At 59.0% G+C, this 19,840-nt stretch carries 18 protein-coding genes; 10 read left to right on the forward strand and 8 right to left on the reverse strand.

Translation table 11 applies throughout. The features are described from left to right. Nucleotide 1 precedes the first annotated feature (1 nt). On the forward strand, nucleotides 2–661 hold the full coding sequence (gene narL / locus BMZ63_RS10120; protein WP_091705156.1) for a two-component system response regulator NarL: 660 nt from the start codon (nucleotides 2–4) through the stop codon (nucleotides 659–661). Between the two features lie 89 nt (nucleotides 662–750). Next, nucleotides 751–1,272, forward strand: coding sequence for a ubiquinone anaerobic biosynthesis accessory factor UbiT (gene ubiT / locus BMZ63_RS10125; protein WP_091705159.1), 522 nt, complete (start codon nucleotides 751–753; stop codon nucleotides 1,270–1,272). A gap of 7 nt (nucleotides 1,273–1,279) precedes the next feature. Here ubiT and BMZ63_RS10130 read toward each other — a convergent pair whose 3' ends face one another. After that, nucleotides 1,280–1,483, reverse strand: a complete 204-nt coding sequence (locus tag BMZ63_RS10130; protein ID WP_091705161.1) for a YgaP family membrane protein — start codon at nucleotides 1,481–1,483, stop codon at nucleotides 1,280–1,282. A 157-nt stretch (nucleotides 1,484–1,640) separates the two neighbouring features. Between BMZ63_RS10130 and BMZ63_RS10135 the strand changes: the two genes are divergently transcribed. Next, nucleotides 1,641–2,804: a cytochrome P450 gene (locus BMZ63_RS10135; protein WP_091705164.1), complete on the forward strand. Its 1,164-nt coding sequence runs from the start codon at nucleotides 1,641–1,643 to the stop codon at nucleotides 2,802–2,804. Nucleotides 2,805–2,807: 3 nt separating this feature from the next. After that, the gene (locus BMZ63_RS10140) at nucleotides 2,808–3,968 is read left to right on the forward strand and encodes an NnrS family protein (protein WP_227663623.1); all 1,161 of its coding nucleotides are present in this window, start codon (nucleotides 2,808–2,810) and stop codon (nucleotides 3,966–3,968) included. A 12-nt stretch (nucleotides 3,969–3,980) separates the two neighbouring features. Here the strand turns inward: BMZ63_RS10140 and BMZ63_RS10145 are convergent, their stop codons facing one another. The 6 genes from BMZ63_RS10145 to ubiU form a co-directional block, all read right to left on the reverse strand. Next, on the reverse strand, nucleotides 3,981–5,078 hold the full coding sequence (locus BMZ63_RS10145) for a methyl-accepting chemotaxis protein (RefSeq protein WP_177187062.1): 1,098 nt from the start codon (nucleotides 5,076–5,078) through the stop codon (nucleotides 3,981–3,983). Between the two features lie 108 nt (nucleotides 5,079–5,186). Then, complete coding sequence (locus BMZ63_RS10150) at nucleotides 5,187–5,549, reverse strand: DUF488 domain-containing protein (RefSeq protein WP_091705170.1); 363 nt, start codon at nucleotides 5,547–5,549, stop codon at nucleotides 5,187–5,189. Between the two features lie 85 nt (nucleotides 5,550–5,634). Continuing rightward, nucleotides 5,635–6,606 carry a putative bifunctional diguanylate cyclase/phosphodiesterase gene (locus tag BMZ63_RS10155; protein WP_091705172.1) on the reverse strand — a complete coding sequence of 324 codons (972 nt, stop codon included), beginning with the start codon at nucleotides 6,604–6,606 and terminating at the stop codon, nucleotides 5,635–5,637. A gap of 5 nt (nucleotides 6,607–6,611) precedes the next feature. Next, entirely contained in the window at nucleotides 6,612–7,124 is a 513-nt protein-coding gene (locus BMZ63_RS10160; RefSeq protein ID WP_091705174.1) for a hypothetical protein, read from the reverse strand. Nucleotides 7,125–7,222: 98 nt separating this feature from the next. Then, nucleotides 7,223–8,122, reverse strand: a complete 900-nt coding sequence (locus BMZ63_RS10165; protein ID WP_091705177.1) for a U32 family peptidase — start codon at nucleotides 8,120–8,122, stop codon at nucleotides 7,223–7,225. Between the two features lie 12 nt (nucleotides 8,123–8,134). Then, nucleotides 8,135–9,130 (reverse strand): ubiquinone anaerobic biosynthesis protein UbiU, encoded by a 996-nt coding sequence (gene ubiU, locus BMZ63_RS10170; protein WP_091705180.1) that lies wholly within the window; start codon nucleotides 9,128–9,130, stop codon nucleotides 8,135–8,137. A 280-nt stretch (nucleotides 9,131–9,410) separates the two neighbouring features. Between ubiU and BMZ63_RS10175 the strand changes: the two genes are divergently transcribed. After that, the gene (locus BMZ63_RS10175; RefSeq protein ID WP_091705182.1) at nucleotides 9,411–11,435 is read left to right on the forward strand and encodes a methyl-accepting chemotaxis protein; all 2,025 of its coding nucleotides are present in this window, start codon (nucleotides 9,411–9,413) and stop codon (nucleotides 11,433–11,435) included. A 16-nt stretch (nucleotides 11,436–11,451) separates the two neighbouring features. Beyond that, entirely contained in the window at nucleotides 11,452–14,196 is a 2,745-nt protein-coding gene (locus tag BMZ63_RS10180) for an EAL domain-containing protein (protein WP_091705185.1), read from the forward strand. Nucleotides 14,197–14,216: 20 nt separating this feature from the next. Here BMZ63_RS10180 and BMZ63_RS10185 read toward each other — a convergent pair whose 3' ends face one another. Continuing rightward, on the reverse strand, nucleotides 14,217–15,434 hold the full coding sequence (locus BMZ63_RS10185) for a GAK system CofD-like protein (RefSeq protein WP_091705188.1): 1,218 nt from the start codon (nucleotides 15,432–15,434) through the stop codon (nucleotides 14,217–14,219). Between the two features lie 190 nt (nucleotides 15,435–15,624). On the opposite strand from BMZ63_RS10185, the gene BMZ63_RS10190 reads away from it, so the two are divergent. From BMZ63_RS10190 to BMZ63_RS10205, 4 genes are read left to right on the forward strand one after another with little or no spacing between them, the layout of a single operon-like run. Next, a complete protein-coding gene (locus tag BMZ63_RS10190) occupies nucleotides 15,625–17,163 on the forward strand; it encodes an aminoglycoside phosphotransferase family protein (RefSeq protein ID WP_091705190.1) in 1,539 nt (512 codons plus the stop codon). After that, nucleotides 17,156–18,052 (forward strand): GAK system ATP-grasp enzyme, encoded by an 897-nt coding sequence (locus tag BMZ63_RS10195; protein ID WP_091705193.1) that lies wholly within the window; start codon nucleotides 17,156–17,158, stop codon nucleotides 18,050–18,052. Before BMZ63_RS10190 ends, BMZ63_RS10195 begins: the two co-directional genes overlap by 8 nt. Further along, nucleotides 18,049–19,152, forward strand: coding sequence for an HprK-related kinase B (locus BMZ63_RS10200; protein WP_091705194.1), 1,104 nt, complete (start codon nucleotides 18,049–18,051; stop codon nucleotides 19,150–19,152). The genes BMZ63_RS10195 and BMZ63_RS10200 overlap by 4 nt, the downstream gene beginning before the upstream one ends. Beyond that, nucleotides 19,152–19,832 carry a histidine phosphatase family protein gene (locus BMZ63_RS10205; RefSeq protein ID WP_091705196.1) on the forward strand — a complete coding sequence of 227 codons (681 nt, stop codon included), beginning with the start codon at nucleotides 19,152–19,154 and terminating at the stop codon, nucleotides 19,830–19,832. The genes BMZ63_RS10200 and BMZ63_RS10205 overlap by 1 nt, the downstream gene beginning before the upstream one ends. The last annotated feature ends 8 nt before the right edge of the window (nucleotides 19,833–19,840 follow it).

A 19,840-nucleotide genomic window follows, 5' to 3' on the forward strand; every position in this document is an offset into this window, starting at 1 on the left:
CATGGCAGAAACACCCGCGACTATCCTGTTGATTGATGACCACCCGATGTTGCGCCAGGGCATCAAACAACTGGTGAACATGGAAGATGACATGATGATTGCCGGCGAAGCCAGCAATGCCGCCGATGGTATCCGGATGGCCGAGGAGCTGGAACCCGACCTGATCCTGATGGACCTGAACATGCCAGAAATGGATGGTATCCAGGCGCTTCGTGCCCTGCGCGAGCGCAACATCAGTTCGCGCATTGTCATGTTCACCGTCTCGGATCAGGAAGAAGACGTGGTTGCGGCCCTGCGCGCCGGTGCCGATGGCTACCTGCTCAAGGACATGGAGCCGGAAGACATGATCGCCCAGCTGCACCAGGCCGCCACAGGCAAAATGGTGATCAGTGACCGCCTGACAACCCTGCTGGCCGAAGCCCTTCGCTCCAACAAACCCCGGCAGGCCTCACGCCCGGATTTCGACAGCCTGACCCCGCGGGAGAAGGACATTCTTCGACTGATTGCCGAGGGTCTGTCGAACAAGATGATCGGCCGCAAACTCGACATCAGCGATGGCACCGTGAAAGTGCACGTCAAACACCTGCTGAAGAAACTGAACCTGCGCTCCCGGGTGGAAGTAGCTGTCTGGGCAGTGGAGGAAGGCTTTCACCGGGCCTGAAGCCAGCAAGGCGGCAACTGAGTTATATCAAACCGGTTGTCGCCAATTTTCGATACTCTGGGCACAACACCCCATGTCCGGAGATTGCCATGCCGCTGTCTTTGCCCCGCACACTGCCCCGTATGCCCGAGTTGTCCGCCCCTTCATCCGGCGGCCTGCTTGATCAGTCCATTGCCCTGCTCGGCGAGTACCTGCCCTCGCCCCTGCCATTGCTGGGCGGCATCGACCGGCGCCTGCCACTGGCCATCAAACGCCGGGCCGTGGAGCCGTCGCTGAACCGGCTGTTTCAGGAAGCCATTGCCGACGGCGATTTTGATGACTTCGAAGACCGCCGCATTCGCCTGGAAGTCACCGGTGGTCATCCGGGCCTGACACTGGGTTTTCAGAACAACAGGCTGCGCGTGCTGACAGGCCCCGGCGAAGCCACCATCCGGGGCTCACTGGCGGCCTTCAAAACCCTGGCCGAACGCAAACAGGACCCGGACCAGCTGTTTTTTCAGCGCCGCCTGGTCATTGAAGGCGACACCGAACTGGGCCTTGCCCTGAAGAACCTGCTGGACAGCCTGGAGTGGGATATCAGCCTGAAACAACTACTGTTCCACGCCGGCTAACAGGGGCTCAGCTAACCGGCCGCTCCTCTTTGAACCCCATCTTTTTGAGGATCACCATCGCCGGACACCATTTGGTGAAGGCAGACTGGATCAGATTCAGGGCAATAAAGCCGGTGAACAAAAGCCAGTAGGGGCTCACATAGTGGGCCAGCAGGATGGAAATCAGCGTAAACACGCCGGCTATCAGGCGAAGGCCTTCGTTGACAGTCATACCGCACCTCCAGATAGAAATTTAGTTATGCCTAAACATTATATAGCATAACCCACAATTCAAATCATTGACGCCAGCGGAACTTGACCGATCTTCAGGATGAGAATGGGCAAAGCCGTTATGATGCTGATTCAAACAGCACAGAGGAGGCCATGGCATGCCGGAAGTTGACCGCACCCCCGATTGGCAACCCCGCTCAGAAGAGGCACTGAACAACCAACTGGCCACCTACGACCAGATGCGCGAAAGCTGCCCGGTGGCCTGGAGCGAGTACCAGCACTGGACCGTCTTCCGCCACGCAGACGTAATGACCGTTCTGAATGACCACGACACGTTCAGCAACGTGGTGTCCAGTCACCTGTCGGTGCCCAACGGCATGGATCCGCCAATCCACACGCCCTACCGGAAGGTGATTGAACCCTACTTTTCCGACCAGGCCATGGCCAGGTTTGAACCCACTTGCCGGAGCATCGCCCGTAAGCTGGTCAAAAAACTCCAGACCAACGAACCGTTTGATGCGGTGGATGCGCTCAGCCAGCCATTCGCGCTGCAAATCCAGTGCGCCTTCATGGGCTGGCCGGAATCCCTGCAGGCGCCACTGAACCAGTGGGTCAAGGCCAACCATCGGGCCACACTGTCCGGCGACAGGGAGGCCATGGCCTTTATTGCCGAGCAATTTGATGGCTATATCCGGCAGTTGCTCGAGGTTCGCCGGAACGCAGGCGCTGAGGCTGCCAAAGACAACACCAGCCTGCTTATGGAAGAAACCGTTAACGGACGTCGAATGACCGACGAAGAGCTGATCAGCCTGCTGCGCAACTGGACGGTAGGCGAGCTGGGCACCATCAGTGCCTGTGTGTCCATTCTGTTGAATTACCTGGCCAGCCATCCGGAACTGCACCGGCAACTGGCCCGGAACCCTTTGGAACTGCCGGAGGCAATTGATGAAATCCTGAGGATGGACGCGCCATTAATGTCCAACCGCCGCGTTACAACCAGGCCGGTCGAGCTTGGCGGGCGCACCATTCCGGCCGGCGAGAAAATCACGATTCTGTGGGCCTCGGCCAACCGGGACGAACGGGTATTCGGTGACCCGGACGCCTTCTGTCCGGCAAGGAACCACCAGAACAACCTGCTTTACGGCGCAGGCATCCATGTTTGCCCGGGCGCTCCCCTGGCCAGAATGGAATTAAGAATTCTGATGGAGGAGTGGCTGGCAGCGGTAACCAGGGTCACGGCAGCCGATCACTCAAAGCCTGAACGGGCCTTGTTCCCGGCCGGTGGCTTTCATCACCTGCCACTGGTTGTCGAGAAACGTTAACCTTTGACACAGCACACAATGGCGTCCGGCAAGACCAAACCGTTTCACGCATTCTGGCTGTTTTTCCCTGCCGCGTCGGTGTGGGCCGCTCTGGCTGTGCCGCTTTCCATTCATGCGGTACTGTCAGGTTCCGGCTGGCCTCCCGGGCTTCTGGGCGCCGGCCATGGCCATGAGCTGATTTTCGGCTTTGCCCTCGCCCTTATCGCGGGGTATACCCTGGGTCCCCAGCCCTGGCGTATTCTTGCGCCCCTGTTCCTGCTCTGGCTGCTTGCCCGCCTGAGCTGGCTGCTGGCCCCGGATAACCTGGCCTCTCAGCTATTGAGCCCGGCCTTCGCCCTTTTGCTTGCGCGATACGTCGTTCCCAGGTTTCAGGCCGCCAAAAAGTGGCGCAACAAAATCGCCGGCCCGCTGATCCTGGTTCTTTGCCTGTTATCCGTGGTGTTCGGGTTGACGGCTTATGCCCGGGCCAGCTCCGCCTTTACCGCGCCGGATACACGCCAGATTATGGTGGTTGCCATTATTGGCCTGTTACTGCTGATGACGTTTATGGGAGGCAGAATCATTGCCCCGGCAGTGGCGGGCACCCTGGAAAAACAAGGCATCAATCTGGAAGCGCGGGTGCAACCACGCATTGAGGGTGCGCTGCTGGTCATTCTGCCATTGGCCATGATTTTAACCATGGTACCAATACCCGACCGGGTGACGACTCCCCTTCTGCTGCTGGCGTCCGCTCTGATAGTGGTCCGCACTCTGCGCTGGAAACTGTGGCACTGCGCCCACCGGCCGGATTTGCTGGTACTGGCAACCGGATACCTCTGGCTTGCCGCGGGAGCAGGCCTGACCGGCATGCACCTGTGGCAGGACAGGAACCCGCTTCCAGCGCTGCATGTCATCACCATCGGTGCTCTCGGCACACTGTCCATCAGCGTCATGCTGCGCCTGGCCTGGCAGCGTGCCAGGCGAAGCTTCCCTCCCACCTGGCAGGTGCTCGGCATTGCCGGCCTGATCCTGGTGGCGGCACTGGCGCGCCTGCAGGCTGGCACCACACCCTTCGCGCATCCTGAAACACTCTGGCTCTCAGCCACGTGCTGGTCGGCGGCTTACGGACTGTGTGCGACGCAACTGGTCTTGCTCTTTCGCCACAGCCAACAGCGCCGGAAATGATGGGTGCTCCCCTTACGATGATTCCGCAGAAACCAGCTTTCTCAATCGGCTCATCACATCCAGATTATTGGCTTCCATGGCTTCCAACGCTCTCAGGGCGTCTTCGGGCCGGTTGTCCTGGTGTGCCTGCACGGCTTCGACGGCGTACACGTGCACCAGCCGATGCGGCTCCTCTATCGCCTTGAAGTCCATTCGCCCGGCGTAGTGTTCATTTCCGTCACCCTGATAATACCACTGGCCAAGCCGGCACTCGGTCTCCGCTGGCAGGCTGTCTGCACTGCGGTCTGACAGACCGGCCAGGATCTGATACACGGTAAGCTTGATCTCGAGCTCTTCCAGATTCGCCAGTTCAATTTCCGCCAGAAGGGCGGCGTTACCCAGGGCCGTGGACGAATTGTCGGCAAGACCAATCAGCGACATCAAACGGTCCCGGGCGACTCCGGCTTCTTCAGCAAGCGCTTGCATCTCTTCGCTGCTCGACTTGCTGGCACCGGAGACCGCGGAGGTCTGGCTGCGGATCCGGTTGATGGCTTCATCGATTTCACGGGTGGCCTCGCCGGCCCTGAACGCAAGGTTACGAACCTCCGTTGCCACCACGCTGAACCCCCGACCATGCTCGCCGGCCCTCGCCGCTTCAATACTGGCGTTCAGGGCAAGCAATGAGGTCTGGTCAGACACACCATCAATGACATCCACCAGTGACGTGATACTCCCGGTTTCTGCCTCCAGTGCTTCCATCTGCCCGGCTGAACTCACAGCCCTCTCACGGGCACCATCCAGACGCTGAACCAGCGTTGCCATGCCATCCCGCACCTGACCGGATTCATCACGGGTCTTCAAGGCCTCGCTGCGACGGGAGCCAAGCAAGTGCGACAAATCGCTGAAAGACCCCTTGAGTTCGGTCAATGAGGAACCGAACTGACCGAGACCGGCCATCAATCGATGCCCGAGCTGAAGCTCTGCCCGTGTTTTCGTCAGGGCCCGGCGCTCCTGCTCCAACTCCGCCTCCAGCTCGCCGTTTCGCTCACTGACTTCGGCAAATGCCTTGTTCAGTTCCGACAGCTCCGCTTCCAGCACCTTCGCGCGCTTGATGGATGACCAAAAACCCATACCAATGCTCCAGCCTTTCAATTTCATTCATATTGTATACATGTTTATGGGCAAAGCAGTAAGGATTTGTTACAGGGAAACGGTCAATGCCCGGGACAGGAAATGCCTTCAGAGCTGCCCGTTCAGGATATAGCTCCGAAGGGCCACGGCATTGTTGTGTTCGGTATCCTTCGCGGCAAATACCAGCGTTATCCGCTGGTGGTCATCAAGCAACTGCCGGAGTGTACTCAGGTCTTCCTCGGCCTCGTCGGCTTTGAGTTCCTTCAGATAGCGCTCGCGGAACTCCGGCCACTTGCCCGGCTCGTGGCCAAACCATTTGCGCAGTTCGGTAGACGGGGCCAGTCCTTTCAGCCAATGGGCAATGTCGGCATCTTCTTTAGAGACCCCCCGGGGCCAGATACGATCAACCAATACTCGCGGGCCGTCGGAGCGGGCAGCGGTGTCGTAGGCTCTTTTCAGGCGAACTTCCATGGGTACACTCCGGAATAATAACTGGAATTTCCAGCCTACTCCCGGATATCGGGAGTTTCAAAAAGGTAAGAGGCTGATGGCAGCCTCAGGTCATTACTGAAGGCAGATCCAGCTTGACACACTCCGATGCGGGAATCGGCTTGCTGAAATAGTAGCCCTGAAAGGCGTCACACTCATTCGCAACCAGAAGCTCAAGCTCTTCTCTGCTTTCCACTCCCTCGGCGATTGTGGTCAACTCCAGCGAATGGGCCATTGCGATGATCGCCTTCACCAATCCCTGTTTTTTGGGATCAAGATGGACATCTCGAACGAAGCTCAGATCAATTTTCAGATGGTCTATGGGAAATTCTCTCAGATAGGACAGACTTGAATACCCGGTTCCAAAGTCATCGATGGCCAGGCGGAAGCCCATGGCTCTCAGCTCTCGAAGCGTCTTCAGGGTGTTTTCGATGTGGACGGTTGCGGCATGCTCGGTTATCTCAAGCTCTATCAGGCTGGAAGGCACCCCGGTGGCGTCAAGAATAGCTCTCAGATCATCCACAAATTCGGACCGGGAGAAGAGCGCCGCCGAAACGTTGATCGCTACGGGTAAAACCGGTGTCTGCGGCTCCTTTAACCATTGCGCCAACTGGGCAACAGCTGCCTTGATGACCCAACGATCCACCTCAACAATTTGCCCGCTGTCTTCCGCTGCCGGGATGAATTCACCGGGAGACACCATCCCCGTCTCCGGCTTGTTCCAGCGGACTAAGGCTTCATACCCGACAGTCCGGAAGCGGCCATCCGCAGCAAACTCGGTTTTCGGTTGGTACAACAGGAACAGCTCATCTTCGCTAATGGCCTTTTGCAATGCCGGTTTCAGAGCGACGCGGAATTGAACTTTATCCTGCATGGATTTGGCGAAAAAGCTGACTCTGCCGCGCCCTTCGTTTTTTGCCTGATACATTGCCGTATCAGCCGCCTGTATCAATTCACCCAACGTATCTCCATCCAGAAAAAGCACCGCGACACCGACACTCGCGCCCACGTGCAGCCGCGCGCCCTCAATATCGAACACGGGTTTTATGGCATCGAACTGCTCTCCCGTAAACCTTCCACGCCTGAAGAGGCAATCGCGTCAGCGGTATAGCTGGCGAGCCCGACAAGCAGCAGCACAAGAAGACTCTGGTAAAGCGGAAACCGCACAGAGGCCACCAGAAGGATGGTAGAGAAGTAGCTGTAACTGGGTAATTCTGGCCCTCGCGGGTTGGCCACGGAGAAAAGCACCAGCGCGGCCATAACGGCACCAAAAGCAAACAAAGGGAATTGGCCACCCCAGAATTCATCACTGAAGCCGCTCTCGGATTCGTATTGCTCAATAAGAAACAATATGGCCGGGGCGACCAGCGCAATGGAGGTGAAGCGTGAGACGGACCACCAGAGAAAAGCATTGCCGAAGGTTTGCCAGTCTGCCGGTCCGTTCAGATAAAGCGACAGCAGGGCCACCAGGAATGACGAAATCAAGGCCGGAAACAGTGCACCCACCCAGGAAAACCAGATCACCTTCTTCTGGGTGTCTGGCAGATCACGATTCAACCCGGCAAAACACAGGAAGACGAGACGACCCTGTTCATCGATTATCCTCAGTTGTGATCTTAAAGCGACAACCAGGAATTCTTTTGAATCGCCGTCCTTCAGACGCTTTCTTTAAGGAAGTCCATTCCCGGCTTGCCGTACCAATAGCCGTTACAAGGTGGCGCTTCCACCAATTGTAATGGGTCGGTATCGGGCATTTCTCCGCGGCGCACCTGATCAAAACGTTTCACCACATCCGCCATGCCCTGGTGTTCCGGGCTCAGACGCACGGTGCCAACGCCCATACGCTCCATATCCGGCAATTCCCTCATCAGGTCATAGCGGGAGCCGGACAGCGTGGATATGCCGTTAATCCGGAACAGTTCCTGGCTTTCCCGGGAACGCAGTTCCATGCCATCCGGGTGCTCCAGGCAACGGAACTGGCAGTTGTCCTTGGGCAGGTTGTAATGGCGGGCGGTAAAACAGCGGGACGACCAGGCCAGGGGCAGGAACCCCCAGGAGAACACTTCCGCCGGCAAGTCCAGACCCTCCTGCTCCAGCTCGGCGATCAGCTGTGCCAGTGTCTCTTTACCCAGCTCCACCGGCAGGTTCCAGCCCTGCAATCCCTGTCTGGCCAGAATCTTCAGGGTCGCGGTGTTATAGATATTCATGGAGGGGCCGGTGACGAACGGCAGGTTGTTGCGAATGGCTACCTGCAACGCACTCTGGTCATTCGCCTCCACCAGAAACTCGTCCTGCTCACAGAACTTGCGAAGCCGGCGCAGGTCGGCTTCGGACTCGACCAGCGTGAGAGTGGACAGCACCACGTTCTTGCCACAGGCTTTCAGGTCCCGGGCAAGGTCGAGCCAGTCATCCGGTTTCAGTTCCCGGCGGCGGGAGCACACCACTTCGCCCAGATAAATTGTATCCACCGGCCATTCCGCGGCCTGACCGTAGAAATCAAAAACCGACTGCTTGCTCCAGAACCAGAGGATCGGACCCAGGGAAAGTTTCATCATAAAAGGTACACCCTATTTCCATTTGCGATGATAGGCACCGATGGTGGTCAGCCCGCCCTCGGAAAGCCCGGCCAGCGTATGGTTCCAGGCAGGCTCCACGGAGAAATGCTGGCTGTTGGCACTCACCCGGTCCAGAGCCTGCCGCCAGGTACCCGCCACGTCGGCAATGTAGGCGGGGCTGCGTTGGCGGCCCTCAATTTTCACCGCGCTGATGCCCAGCTCTTTAAGCTCCGGCAACAAATCCAGAGTGTTCAGGCTCACCGGTTCCTCGATGGCGTGGTAAACACTGCCTTCCACTTCAAACCGCCCCTTGCACAGGGTGGGGTAACCGGCCGACTCTCCCGGTCCGTAGCGGTCAATCAGCACCTCGTTCAGGCGTGATTCCAGGCCATCCGGTGTTTCCTGCCAGCGCACGGCCTTGGCGGGCGAACAGGCGCCACGGGTATTGGGGGATTCGTCGGTTAAATAAGAAGAGAGATAACACCGGCCTTCGGCCATGATGCACAGGCTACCGAAAGCAAACACTTCCAGCTCCACCGGGCTGTGTTTGGCCACGCCCCGCACCTGGTCCAGCGACAATACCCGGGGCAACACGGCACGGCGGATATCGAAGTTATCTTTGTAGAAGGAAAGAGCCTCGTGACTGGTGGCCGAACCCTGCACTGACAAATGGCGCGGAATGTGCGGGTACTTGTTCGCGGCGTAATCCAGCAATCCCATGTCCGCCAGGATAATGGCATCCACACCCAGACCGGCTGCCCGGTCCACAGCGGCTTTCCATTGTTGCCAGCCATCGGGCTGGGGATAGGTGTTGATGGCGCAGAACACCCGCTTTCCGCGGGCGTGGGCATAATCAATACCTTCACTGGCGCGTTTATCATTGAAATTCAGGCCGGCAAACTGGCGGGCATTGGTGCTGTCCCTGAAACCGATGTACACCGCATCGGCTCCGTGGTCGATGGCTTTTTTCAGGGCGGGCAGACTACCCGCCGGGCACACAAGTTCCATGACGCTCTCCGGTAAAACAGACCGGATCACCTTAGGCGGTCACGGCCATGGCCACCTTGACCTTTGTCAGAACAAACGAACAATCCCGGGGTACCCATAAAGAGGTACTCTACGCACTACCCCTTAGCCATACTTTAATCTTTTAAAATCATAGACCTAACAAACACTTACAAAACGTTACGAACAACAAGCTACCTAAATATTTACCCCAACACGTCGATATCTCATTTAGCTACACTCACCCATAATCGTCGGAGCAATTATTCGAAGGGGCTCGACCATGACTTTCATCAACAACCTTTCAATGCGCGGCAAGCTGACTATCCTGGTGCTTCCCGCCCTGATCGTACTGGTTCTGTTTGCTGCCCAGAGCATCATGGGCAGTGTTAATGAACTGTCGAATACCCGACAACTGCAGAACATGGTCAAGCTCGCCGAGCTGGGTGACCCGGTGGCCGAAGAGCTGCAGCGGGAGCGGGGACGCTCAGCTGTTTTCCTGGCCAGCCAGGCCGGCTCCAGTGACGCCAACTCCGCCGCCGATGCCTTGAAGAAACAACGGCAGGCAAGCAACCGGGCCCTGACGGGTTACCAGAATGGTCTGAACCAACTGCTGGAAAGTGCGGATTTCGACGACTCCGTGCGCCGCAGCATCAATACCTTCGAACGCCATATTGAAGAGCTCAAGACCCTGCGCCAGCAGATCGACAACCGGGATATTGGCGGTGCCGGCTCGGCCAGCCAGTACACCGGATTCATCATGGAAATCGTCAACCGGGTACCACTGCTGGTGCGTCGGGCTACCGATCCCGAGCTGACCCGCCAGATCAACGGCTATTTTGCCCTGGCCGAAGCCGCCGAGATGTCCGGCCGTGAGCGCGCCACCGGTGCCGGCCTGATACGCAGCGGTGATTTTGACCTGCCTTCGGTTGGCCAGGTTACCGCCCTGGCGGGTCGCCAGGATGCGTACCAGCGCGCGGCTGCCGCCACGCTGCCCAGCAACAGCCCACTGCGTGAACGTATCGAGGCCTTCCCGGATTCCGCCGAACATCAGGCCGTAGCGGAACAGCGTGAAACCCTTCTGAGCAGCCCTTCCGGCATGTATGCGCTGGAGGCTACTGACTGGTTCGCCGCGACCACCGACCGAATTGATGCCATGAACGACATTCGCACCGACATGCTGGAACAGGTTGACCAGCTGTCTGCACAAGCCGTTGCTGCGGCCCGCAACAGCCTGATTACCGTCTCGGTTATTACAGCCGCCGCCGTGGCACTGGTGATTATCCTGATGCTGGTGATCATTCATGCCATTCATCGCCAGGTGCACACCCTGCGCAGCAATCTGCATGAGGCCATGGACAACAAAGACCTGAGCCACGAGATCCCGGTCACCAGTAAGGACGAGATCGGCACCATTGCCGAAGCCATCAACCAGCTGTTCTCCCGCTTCAGCGTAGCGCTGCTGCAAATTGACAAATCCAGCGTTCAGCTGGCCACAGCCACCGAGGAAACCAGCAACACGGCCGACCAGAACGCCAGCCAGATGAAGAAACAACAGCAACAGATCGAACAGGTGGCGGCGGCCACCGAGGAAATGTCGTCTACCTCAGAGGAGATTTCCCAGAACACCCAGGAAGTGGCCGACGCATCCAACCGCGCCATGGAAAAGAGCGAAACCGGCGAGCGCGTGTTACACTCCAACGTTTCGCAGATCCGGTCGCTGGCGAAGTCCGTGCAGGAAGTTAACCAGGTCATTGAAGAACTGGAGAAACGCAGCGGCACCATCAGCGATGTGGTGGACGTCATCCGCAAGGTGGCGGACCAGACCAACCTGCTGGCATTGAACGCCGCTATCGAGGCGGCGCGGGCCGGCGAACACGGTCGAGGCTTTGCCGTGGTGGCTGACGAAGTGCGCACACTGGCGCAGCAGACTCACGAGTCCACCACCCAGATTGAGGACATTATTAACGGGTTCAAGGACATCACCGACAATGCCAGCCGTTCGATCATTGCCAGCCACAAGCTGGCCAATGAAGCCAGCGAGCAGGCCTCGGAAATGGAAAGAACCTTCTCGGAAATCCTCACTGACGTGAACCGGATTTCCGATATGGCCACCCAGATTGCCACCGCCTCGGAAGAACAGGTGGCGGTCACCCGGGAGTTGGCCGTCAGCATGGAGTCTGTCAGTGAAGTTGCTATCCTGTCCCTGACCGGGTCGCAGGAGATCACGGAAGTTACCCAAGAGCAGGCGCGTCTTGCTCGAGAGCTACAGGATCTGGCTAACGAATTTAAAGTCAAAGAAACTTGAGGCCGGATAACCGAGATTGAACGACACGACGCCCTGGCTCACCAAAGCACTCAGAGAGTTCGACCGGCTACCCCTGTCGGTCCGCTTCATGCTGGCATTCACGCCACTGGTCATCGCCGTGGCGTGGATGACCTTCTTCAATGCCGGCGATCGTTACGAGGCCACTCACAGTTTGGAAAAACTGGAGCGACACTCCGTTCTGGCCATCGAGGCCGGCAACCTGATCAACCAGCTGCAACGGGAACGTGGCCTCAGCACCATGCTGCTGGAAAACGAGAACGCCCACGCCCTGCGCCGGCAACTGGATAACGCCCGGCAGATAACCGACAGCCATCGCACGTCCCTGGGCGTTGCCCTGAGCACACCCATGCCCCGGGGCGCCAGCTCCAGCTATCTCGCCGACATGCGCACCCTCAGCCACTCTCTGAGCGGCCTGGCCAATATCCGCGAAAACATTGATTCCCGGGCGACGACCCCGGACACCACCGAAGCCTGGTTCACTGACCACATCAGCCACTTCAACGAGCTGATCGGCCAGTTGCCCGCGATGACCGAGCACAACCAGATTGGTCGTCAGCTCAACGCCTACTTTGTGCTGAATCGTCTGAAGGAACTGCTGGGCCAGGAACGGTTGCTGATAGGCCGGGCACTGATCAACGGTGAACTGAGTGAAAGCCAGCAGCGGCAACTGGCCATGCTCGCCGGGCAACAACTCAACGCCGTTAACGGCTACCTGAGCCAGGCCGGGCAGGATGCCAGATACCCGGAACTCTCCCTGAACTCACCGGCCACTGAATTTCGTGACAGCCTGCTGGGCGAAAGTAATACCCAATCCCTGCTCGGACAGGTCACGCCGCAGCAATGGTTCGACTGGCAAACCGACCGCATGCAGGGCGTTTTTGATATTGAGGAACGCTTGGTCGTCGGCATCCAGACCGACATTGACGGACTGCTCGCCAAAACCCGGCAGGAACTCTGGCGTTACGTGATCATCTCGCCACTGACGCTGCTGGCCTGCCTGACGTTTGCCGTGATGATTTTCCAGCAAACGCAGCTGCGCTTTCTGTTGTCCAAAGCGGTATTCGAGCACACCCACGACCGCATCACCGTGACCGACAACCGCGCGCGGATCATTGAGGTGAACGAGGCCTTCACCAGCAACACTGGTTACACCCGGCCGGAAGTGATCGGTCGCAACCCCAACATGTTGCAGTCCGGCCGGCAAACGCCGGAATTCTACAAGCAGATGTGGCAAACGCTGAAAAGCACGGGCACCTGGCAGGGCGAGATATGGAACCGTCGAAAAAATGGCGAGTTTTTTGCCGAACTAACCACCATCAACGCCATACGCAACCGCCATGGCAGCGTGGAAAACTACGTGTCCATTTCCTCGGACATCACCGACCGTGCCGTGGCACACCAGCAGGAGCTGGAGCACCGTGCCTACCATGACCCACTCACCGGCCTGCCCAACCAGATCCTGCTGCGCGACCGGCTGGAACACGCCATCACCCTGGCCAAACGCACCGACAACCAGATTGTCATAGCAGCCTTCGACCTGGACCACTTCAGCCTGGTAAACGACCAATACGGCCACGCCACGGGCGACACCCTGATTGAACGCGTTGCCCATCGTCTGCAGGACTCCATTCGGGAATGCGACACCCTGGCCCGCATCGGCGGCGATGAGCTGCTGTTGGTGATCGAACAACTGGAAAACCGGAACGAAGGCCAGCAGCTGCTTGAACGCCTGCAGCAGGAACTGGCGCAACCGTTTGAGCTGGACAACGCCACCGTGGCCCTGACCGCCAGCGCCGGCGCCACCGCCTTCCCCGACGACCAGGCCGACGCCGACACCCTGATCCGCCACGCTACAGAGGCCCTGCACCAGGCCAAACACAATGGCCGGGCACGCCTGAGCTGGTTTGATCCGGAACACGGCCGCGACAAGAGCGCCTTCTCCCAGTTGCTGGAACGCCTGCAAAAAGCCATGACCGAGAACGAACTGTGCCTGCATTACCAGCCAAAGGTGAACATGGTCACCGGCGAGTTGCTGGGGGTAGAGTCACTGTTGCGCTGGCATGATCCGGAACGTGGCATGGTGCCGCCGGGCGAGTTTCTGCCCCAGGTGGAGCAGCACAGAATTTCCATCGACATCGGCAACTGGGTACTGGAAACCGCCATCTCTCAGATGGAGACCTGGCAGGCCCGGGGCCTGAGCGCCGGCATCAGCGTAAACATCAACGCAGTGCATTTGCTGGAGCCGAATTTTGTGCCTTCGCTGCGCCGGCATCTCCGCAACCATCCGGAAGTGAATCCGGCTAATCTGGAACTGGAGATTCTCGAAAGCACCGCCATCAACGACATTGACCGGGCCGCAAGGGTCATCAAAGCCTGCCGGAAGCTGGGCGTCAGCGTATCGCTGGATGATTTCGGCACCGGCTTTGCCGCGCTGGATTACCTCAAACGCCTACCGGCGGACACCCTGAAAATCGACCAGACCTTTGTCCGGGGAATGGACGAGGACGACAAAGGCAACCTGGCCATCATCAAGGGCATTATCGGGCTGGCCAAAGCATTCAGTTTTGATGTCATTGCCGAAGGCGTGGAAACCGCCGACCAGGGCGCCACCCTGATCGAACTCGGTTGCCTGAACGCCCAGGGTTTCGGTATTGCCCGCCCCATGCCCGCAGATAAATTCGAATCCTGGCAGCAGACCTGGGAGCCACCGGCGGCCTGGCAACAGCGCAAAGCCGGCTGAGCGACCCCGCCCTGTTCAGATCAGGTCAGTGCCAGCAGCGCCTCGGCCAGCTTCCGGTCGTCGTACCGTTCAACCTCCGCCTCACTGGCGAGATCCACATCGATCACCTGAATGCCCCACTGATCGCGAATCTGAGCCAGCCGGCTCTCGGGGACATCCAGCAGGCAGGAATCAAGCAGCAAAAAATCAATTGGCGGCCTCTGGCGTTCCGCCGCCTGTTTGCCCGATGACAGATGCCGGGCCAGCACGCGTACCTGATCCGACAACGTCATGCCCAGCGCCTCCAGATCCGTCCCCAGGTTAGGCACATAGACTCTCGGCGCGGGGTTGCGCGCCAGCGCCTTCACCACTCCCTTGGGCAACAGATTGGCGATCAAACTGCTGTAGAAACTGCCGGGCGGGAACACCAGCAACTCGGCGGAGCCAATCAACTGCCGGGTTTCCTTGCACACCTTCGAGGCGCCCAGCGCATCAACGTCATCGGCATCACCGGACAACCGAATCGACCGGACCGGCGAATCAATCTGCGCGGTTTCCTTGCCGGTAAACCGGTGCTGGCCGTGAATGATCCGGCCACTTTCCAGCTCCACCTGCAGTTGCAGATCCGCGTCGGTGGTGGTGCGCACAATACCCCGGGTTTTGATCAGCTGACCAAACAGAAACGCGATCGGATCCAGAGACCGGTTATGCAGCAGATAGCCGCCAGTCAGAATCAGATTGCCGACACTGGCGCCGGCCAGATTGAAGTCCTCCGGCATCTGGCGATAAAAGCCTTCCAGATAGCTTCGGATCAACGACCGCATGGGCTCGGCAATGGCCTTCAAGAGCGGATGCCGGGCCTGCACAAGTGACAGCAACGTGTGCATCAGCTCGTCTTTTTCGGCGTTTGCGTCCAGGCGCAGGGAAAACAGCGCGGCAATGTCCGGGTGGCCGGTTACCGAGTGATCCGCCAGTGACAGCAGCCTGGCCCGCAAATCCCCCACCGCCGGCATCGAGAAAGCCCGCCGCAACTCGGCCGAACTGCCGCCGGAATCGAACGGGGTCACCAAGTGAATGGAATTGTGGGTGTAGTCGGCCAGCACTTCGGAAAAATGCTTCAGGGCCGTGCCACCACTGAAAAACAACACGCGCGGGCCCAGCTCCGGCACCCTTCGGTAACGGGCCAGGCGCAGGTCATTGCCCTGAAACACTGCGCGGGGTACCTGGTAACCGCCGCAATCAAATCGTTTTTTTGTCATACTTGCCGAGCCAATTGTCAAAAAAGCGTAACACAATCGGCATCGGGCTTGCCTATAGTGTCAGCCAATCCATGTATATCGAAAATGATTACCTTGCGAAGAGAGGCAAGCCATTAACCCATCCATTCTGGAGCATCTGTATTTTCTGCGATTTGAAGTAGAAAATCACTGCAAGCTGCTTGAAGATTATGTGACATCCCCGGCCGCCCCCCTGGCCGAGCGACTGTGGGGCCGCCAGGGATACCGCAAGACCCTGCTGGAAAAAGTGGAGCAGGCCGTTGCCCTGGACGTTCAGCGGCGCAAGGTCGATGGCCGGGGATTCCAGCAATCAAAATCGCTGGAATCCGTGGCCCGGTTGCTGGACCAGATTGGCCGCGCCTGCACGGAATTCACGGCGCTGGTTCCCGACCAACCGGCTCTGCCCGCTGAGCCGCCGGCAAAACACTTGGCCGATTACGCCAAACTGATCCGGCGCATCCGCAAATCCCTGTCGCTGGTGGCCATTGACCCGGCCCAAAGCACCACCCGCCAGGGCCTGAAAATAGGCCGCCAGACGGCCAAATCCCTGCGCCGCCTGAACGATCTGGCCACGGCCGACAACCACACTGGCCCGTTCCCGGTGCTGCACTTCCAGATTGCCCGCATGCTTGGCCTGTTAAACGATCTGGCCGATGCCCTGCTGGCCGCCAATTTCGGGCCCGCCGTTCGGTTGCAGAATTACAAGCAGCTGAAACAGGCCGCCCACGCCCTGACATCCGAAGCCGGCAGTTTTGGCGTCGAGCGTCTGGCGCTGACCCGCAGCGGCAGCACCATCGCCGGCCTGACCACCGAGCCGACCGGCAGTGGCGACATCATGGCGGTCTACAAGGAGGGCCAGCCGCACAAGGTGAAAGAAGAGATCGACGGTGTGGATCAATGGAAAAAGGTCTTCCCGAAAGTGGCGCCCTCGGTGCTGTCCCACGATATTCACGCCGACGACCGGCTGGCTTCCATGGTGATCGAACACCTGCCGGGCACCACTCTTGAAGCGCTGATCCTGAACGGCCAGTGGTCGATGGCCAGCCAGCTGCTGAAAAAACTGGAGAAAACGCTGCGCAAGATCTGGAAAGCCTCCCATACCCGGGAGCGTTGCCTGCCCGGCTACATGCAGCAACTGGCAAGCCGCCTGCCGGACGTGCGCCAGACCCATTCATCGCTGTTCAACGGCCGACAGATCCTTTGCGGCTTGACCCGCCCGGGCTTTGAAACCCTGATGCAACAGGCAACCGAACTGGAAAACCGCTGCCCGGCGCCGTTTTCGGTGCTGATTCACGGCGACTTCAACGTTGACAACCTGCTTTTTGACGACGCGAAAAACCGAATCTATTTCATTGATTTGCATCGGGCGTCCTATTCCGACTATGTGCAGGACATCTCCGTGCTGATGGTTTCCGTGTACCGTATGCCGGTTGTCGAGGCGGCTCGCCGGGCACGGATGATGGAGTTGGTGCGCCAGCTGTATCGGTTCGCCCGGCGCTTTGCCCGCAGCCGCGAAGACGACACCTTCGACCTGCGCCTGGCCATTGCCCTGGCCCGTTCATTCGCCACGTCTACCCGTTTTATTTACGACCGGAAATTTGCCGAAAAACTGGCCTTCCGGGCGCGCTATTTACTGGAAGCCGTGGCACAGTTACCGGTGGATGCTCTGCCCCGGTACCAGCTACCCCTGGAGGAAATATTCAGTGATTGAGAAACGGATTGCCGTGATAGGCACACCCGGCAAGTGGTCCACCGAAGTGCTGGCCGACCACCTGCAACGGCTGACCGGCTTCCGCTGTGTGGTCGACATGGCCGAGGTGGTACTGGAACTGGCCAGCGGCCGGCTGCATTACCGGGACCTGGTGCTGAACGAGCTGGACGGCGTGATCATCAAGAAAATCAGCGAGATCTACTCGCCCGCCGCCGATGACCGGGTGCGAATGCTAAGCCAACTGGAAAAAGACGGCGTGCCGTGTTTCAGTCGCCCGAGCCAGGTCGGCCGCCTGCTTAACCGGCTGGAAGGCACCGCTGCCCTGGCCCGGGCCGGCATCCCGATGCCCGCCACCCGGGTAACCGAAAGCACAGACGCCGCGCTGGGCATCGTTAACCAGTTCGGCAAGGCCATCCTCAAACCGCTTTATTCCACCAAGGCCCGTGGCATGGTGGTGCTGGATGCCAGCGATGGTGAGTCCGCTAACACCGACAAACTGAACGCCTTCAAGGTCGAACACGGACTGTTTTATCTGCAACAGTTCGCCGAGCTGGGCGGGCAGGACCTTGGCATGGTGTTTCTCGGCGGTGAATACCTGTGCACCTATGCCCGGGTCGGCGACGCCGGTGCCTGGAACACCACCATCCACAGTGGCGGCAAGTACCGGAATTATGACGCCCCACCGGAGCTGATCGAACTGGGCAGCAAGGCTCAGGCCTGCTTTGACCTGAGCATGACCACCGTCGATATTGCCCTGACCGAACAGGGCCCGGTGGTGTTCGAAGTCTCGGCCTTTGGCGGCTTCAGTGGCGCCCTCAAGGGATGCGGCATCGATGCCGCTGAAAAGCTGTGCCACCATGCTCTGGAAACCTTACGGACATCCGCATGATCGATATTTTTAACGCCGAGGCCATAAGCCGGGCGAAACGCACCTGTCGTGAACAGCTGACTCTGGCCTTTAAGGGCATCCGTTTCCGGCTGCACGCGGATAATCGCGCCATTCTGGATTATCTGGCCCACTATTATTCGGGGCTCGCCTGGCCGGACAGCCCTCAGTCAACGCCGTCCAACACCGCCGAGCGGTCGATATTTCTGCTCGACCAGCCAGCGGATACCTGTGGCGCGCAATGGACATCCGTGCAACGAAAAAAACCAAGCCCGCTGGGGCTGAAAGAGGCTTATGTGGACACGCCGGACGGCCGCTGGATCCACAAGGTGCGCACCGGCATGGTGATGTTTCAGTCGCTGACCGATCTGATGGTGTTCGGCGAGTTGCAGGCCAACCACTCGCAGGTGGTGAATTTCGTCAACAACCAGTTTCTCAACCACTACCAGCAGCAGGATTATTTGCTCGGCCATGCCGCCGCGCTCACTTGCAATGGCCAGACTACGGCTATCGCCGCCAATTCCGGGGGTGGCAAATCCACCCTGATGCTCAAGGCTCTGGAAACCGAACAGGCGCGGTTTCTGTCCAATGACCGGATTCTGTTTCGCCCGGATAACAGCACCACGCGGGTGCTCGGCGTTGCCAAACACCCCCGGGTCAATCCGGGCACCCTGCTGCATTCCCGGCGCCTGGTGTCCATTCTGCCGGAGCCGGAACAACACCGGTTTGCCAATCTGCCGGAGCAGGCACTCTGGGACATTGAGCAAAAGTACGATGTGCCCATTCCGGAGTACTATGGCGCCGGCAAGATTGAGCTTTCCGGCACCCTGAAGCATCTGGTGCTGCTGGACTGGTCACTGGAGTCACCCGCTGAAACAGCCCTGCAGGCACTGCCAGCCGACGCCATTGCCGAGGCCCTGGATGGCCTGCGCAAAAGCCCCGGGCCGTTTTTCCAGGATGCGAACGGCCTCTTCCCACCGGAGAAGGCCCGCTCGCGCGAGGCCTACGCCAGCAACCTGTCCGGTGTGACCGTCTGGCGGATAACGGGCCGGGTGGATTTCGGCCGCGCCGTTGAGCTGCTGAAAATCCGAGGGTTGTTGTAATGGCGGCGCTGGCCTTCATCCGGCACGGGCAATACCACCAACAGCCCGATACCCCGAGCGCGCTGCAGCCGCACCCCCTGACCGGCGAGGGTGAGGCCGAAGTGCGCGGTCAGGCCCAACAGTTCGCCGACTGGCTAGCGCAAAGCGGCTATCAACCGGAGCCGGTTATCCATTGCTCCACGCTGCTAAGAGCCTGGCAAACCGCCGAAATCTACCGGCAAGTGCTGCAGGACCTTTGCCCGGACCCCATGCGAGTACAAAGCGTGTCTGCCCTGTGTGAACGCAGTGTCGGTGCGCTCGCCAACCTTTCGGTCAGCGAAATCGAAGCCATTGTCGAACGCGATCCCCGTCTTGATCCCTTGCCCGACAACTGGAAATCCGACAGCCAGTTCCGCCTGCCGTTTGAGGGCGCGGAAAGCCACCTCGAAGCCGGCCAACGGGTAGCAACACACCTGAAAGCCCTGCCGGTTTTCGATGCAGACCAGGGTGTTCAATTGATTGTCGGGCATGGCGCCTCCATCCGCCACGCGAGCTATTATTTAAATGTCATAAAGTTCAGCGATATTAAACGGCTCAGCATGTTTCATGGCCATCCGGTTGTGTTCGAAAAACAGCACCACGGGTGGGCCCGCCTGTTCGGCAACTGGAAGCAACGCCAGGCCCCGGACCCCATCGACTAGAATCCAGA

Origin of the sequence: Marinobacter persicus, assembly GCF_900114155.1 — a bacterium.
GTDB lineage: Bacteria > Pseudomonadota > Gammaproteobacteria > Pseudomonadales > Oleiphilaceae > Marinobacter > Marinobacter persicus.

What these genes read in the sequence shown, in the direction of transcription:
- BMZ63_RS10130 (WP_091705161.1), bottom strand. Translation starts at nt 1,483, where the DNA reads ATGACTGTCAACGAAGGCCTTCGCCTGATAGCCGGCGTGTTTACGCTG.
- BMZ63_RS10175 (WP_091705182.1), top strand. Translation starts at nt 9,411, where the DNA reads ATGACTTTCATCAACAACCTTTCAATGCGCGGCAAGCTGACTATCCTG.
- narL (WP_091705156.1), top strand. Translation starts at nt 2, where the DNA reads ATGGCAGAAACACCCGCGACTATCCTGTTGATTGATGACCACCCGATG.
- BMZ63_RS10150 (WP_091705170.1), bottom strand. Translation starts at nt 5,549, where the DNA reads ATGGAAGTTCGCCTGAAAAGAGCCTACGACACCGCTGCCCGCTCCGAC.
- BMZ63_RS10185 (WP_091705188.1), bottom strand. Translation starts at nt 15,434, where the DNA reads ATGACAAAAAAACGATTTGATTGCGGCGGTTACCAGGTACCCCGCGCA.
- ubiT (WP_091705159.1), top strand. Translation starts at nt 751, where the DNA reads ATGCCGCTGTCTTTGCCCCGCACACTGCCCCGTATGCCCGAGTTGTCC.
- BMZ63_RS10205 (WP_091705196.1), top strand. Translation starts at nt 19,152, where the DNA reads ATGGCGGCGCTGGCCTTCATCCGGCACGGGCAATACCACCAACAGCCC.
- ubiU (WP_091705180.1), bottom strand. Translation starts at nt 9,130, where the DNA reads ATGGAACTTGTGTGCCCGGCGGGTAGTCTGCCCGCCCTGAAAAAAGCC.
- BMZ63_RS10145 (WP_177187062.1), bottom strand. Translation starts at nt 5,078, where the DNA reads ATGGGTTTTTGGTCATCCATCAAGCGCGCGAAGGTGCTGGAAGCGGAG.
- BMZ63_RS10200 (WP_091705194.1), top strand. Translation starts at nt 18,049, where the DNA reads ATGATCGATATTTTTAACGCCGAGGCCATAAGCCGGGCGAAACGCACC.
- BMZ63_RS10135 (WP_091705164.1), top strand. Translation starts at nt 1,641, where the DNA reads ATGCCGGAAGTTGACCGCACCCCCGATTGGCAACCCCGCTCAGAAGAG.
- BMZ63_RS10165 (WP_091705177.1), bottom strand. Translation starts at nt 8,122, where the DNA reads ATGATGAAACTTTCCCTGGGTCCGATCCTCTGGTTCTGGAGCAAGCAG.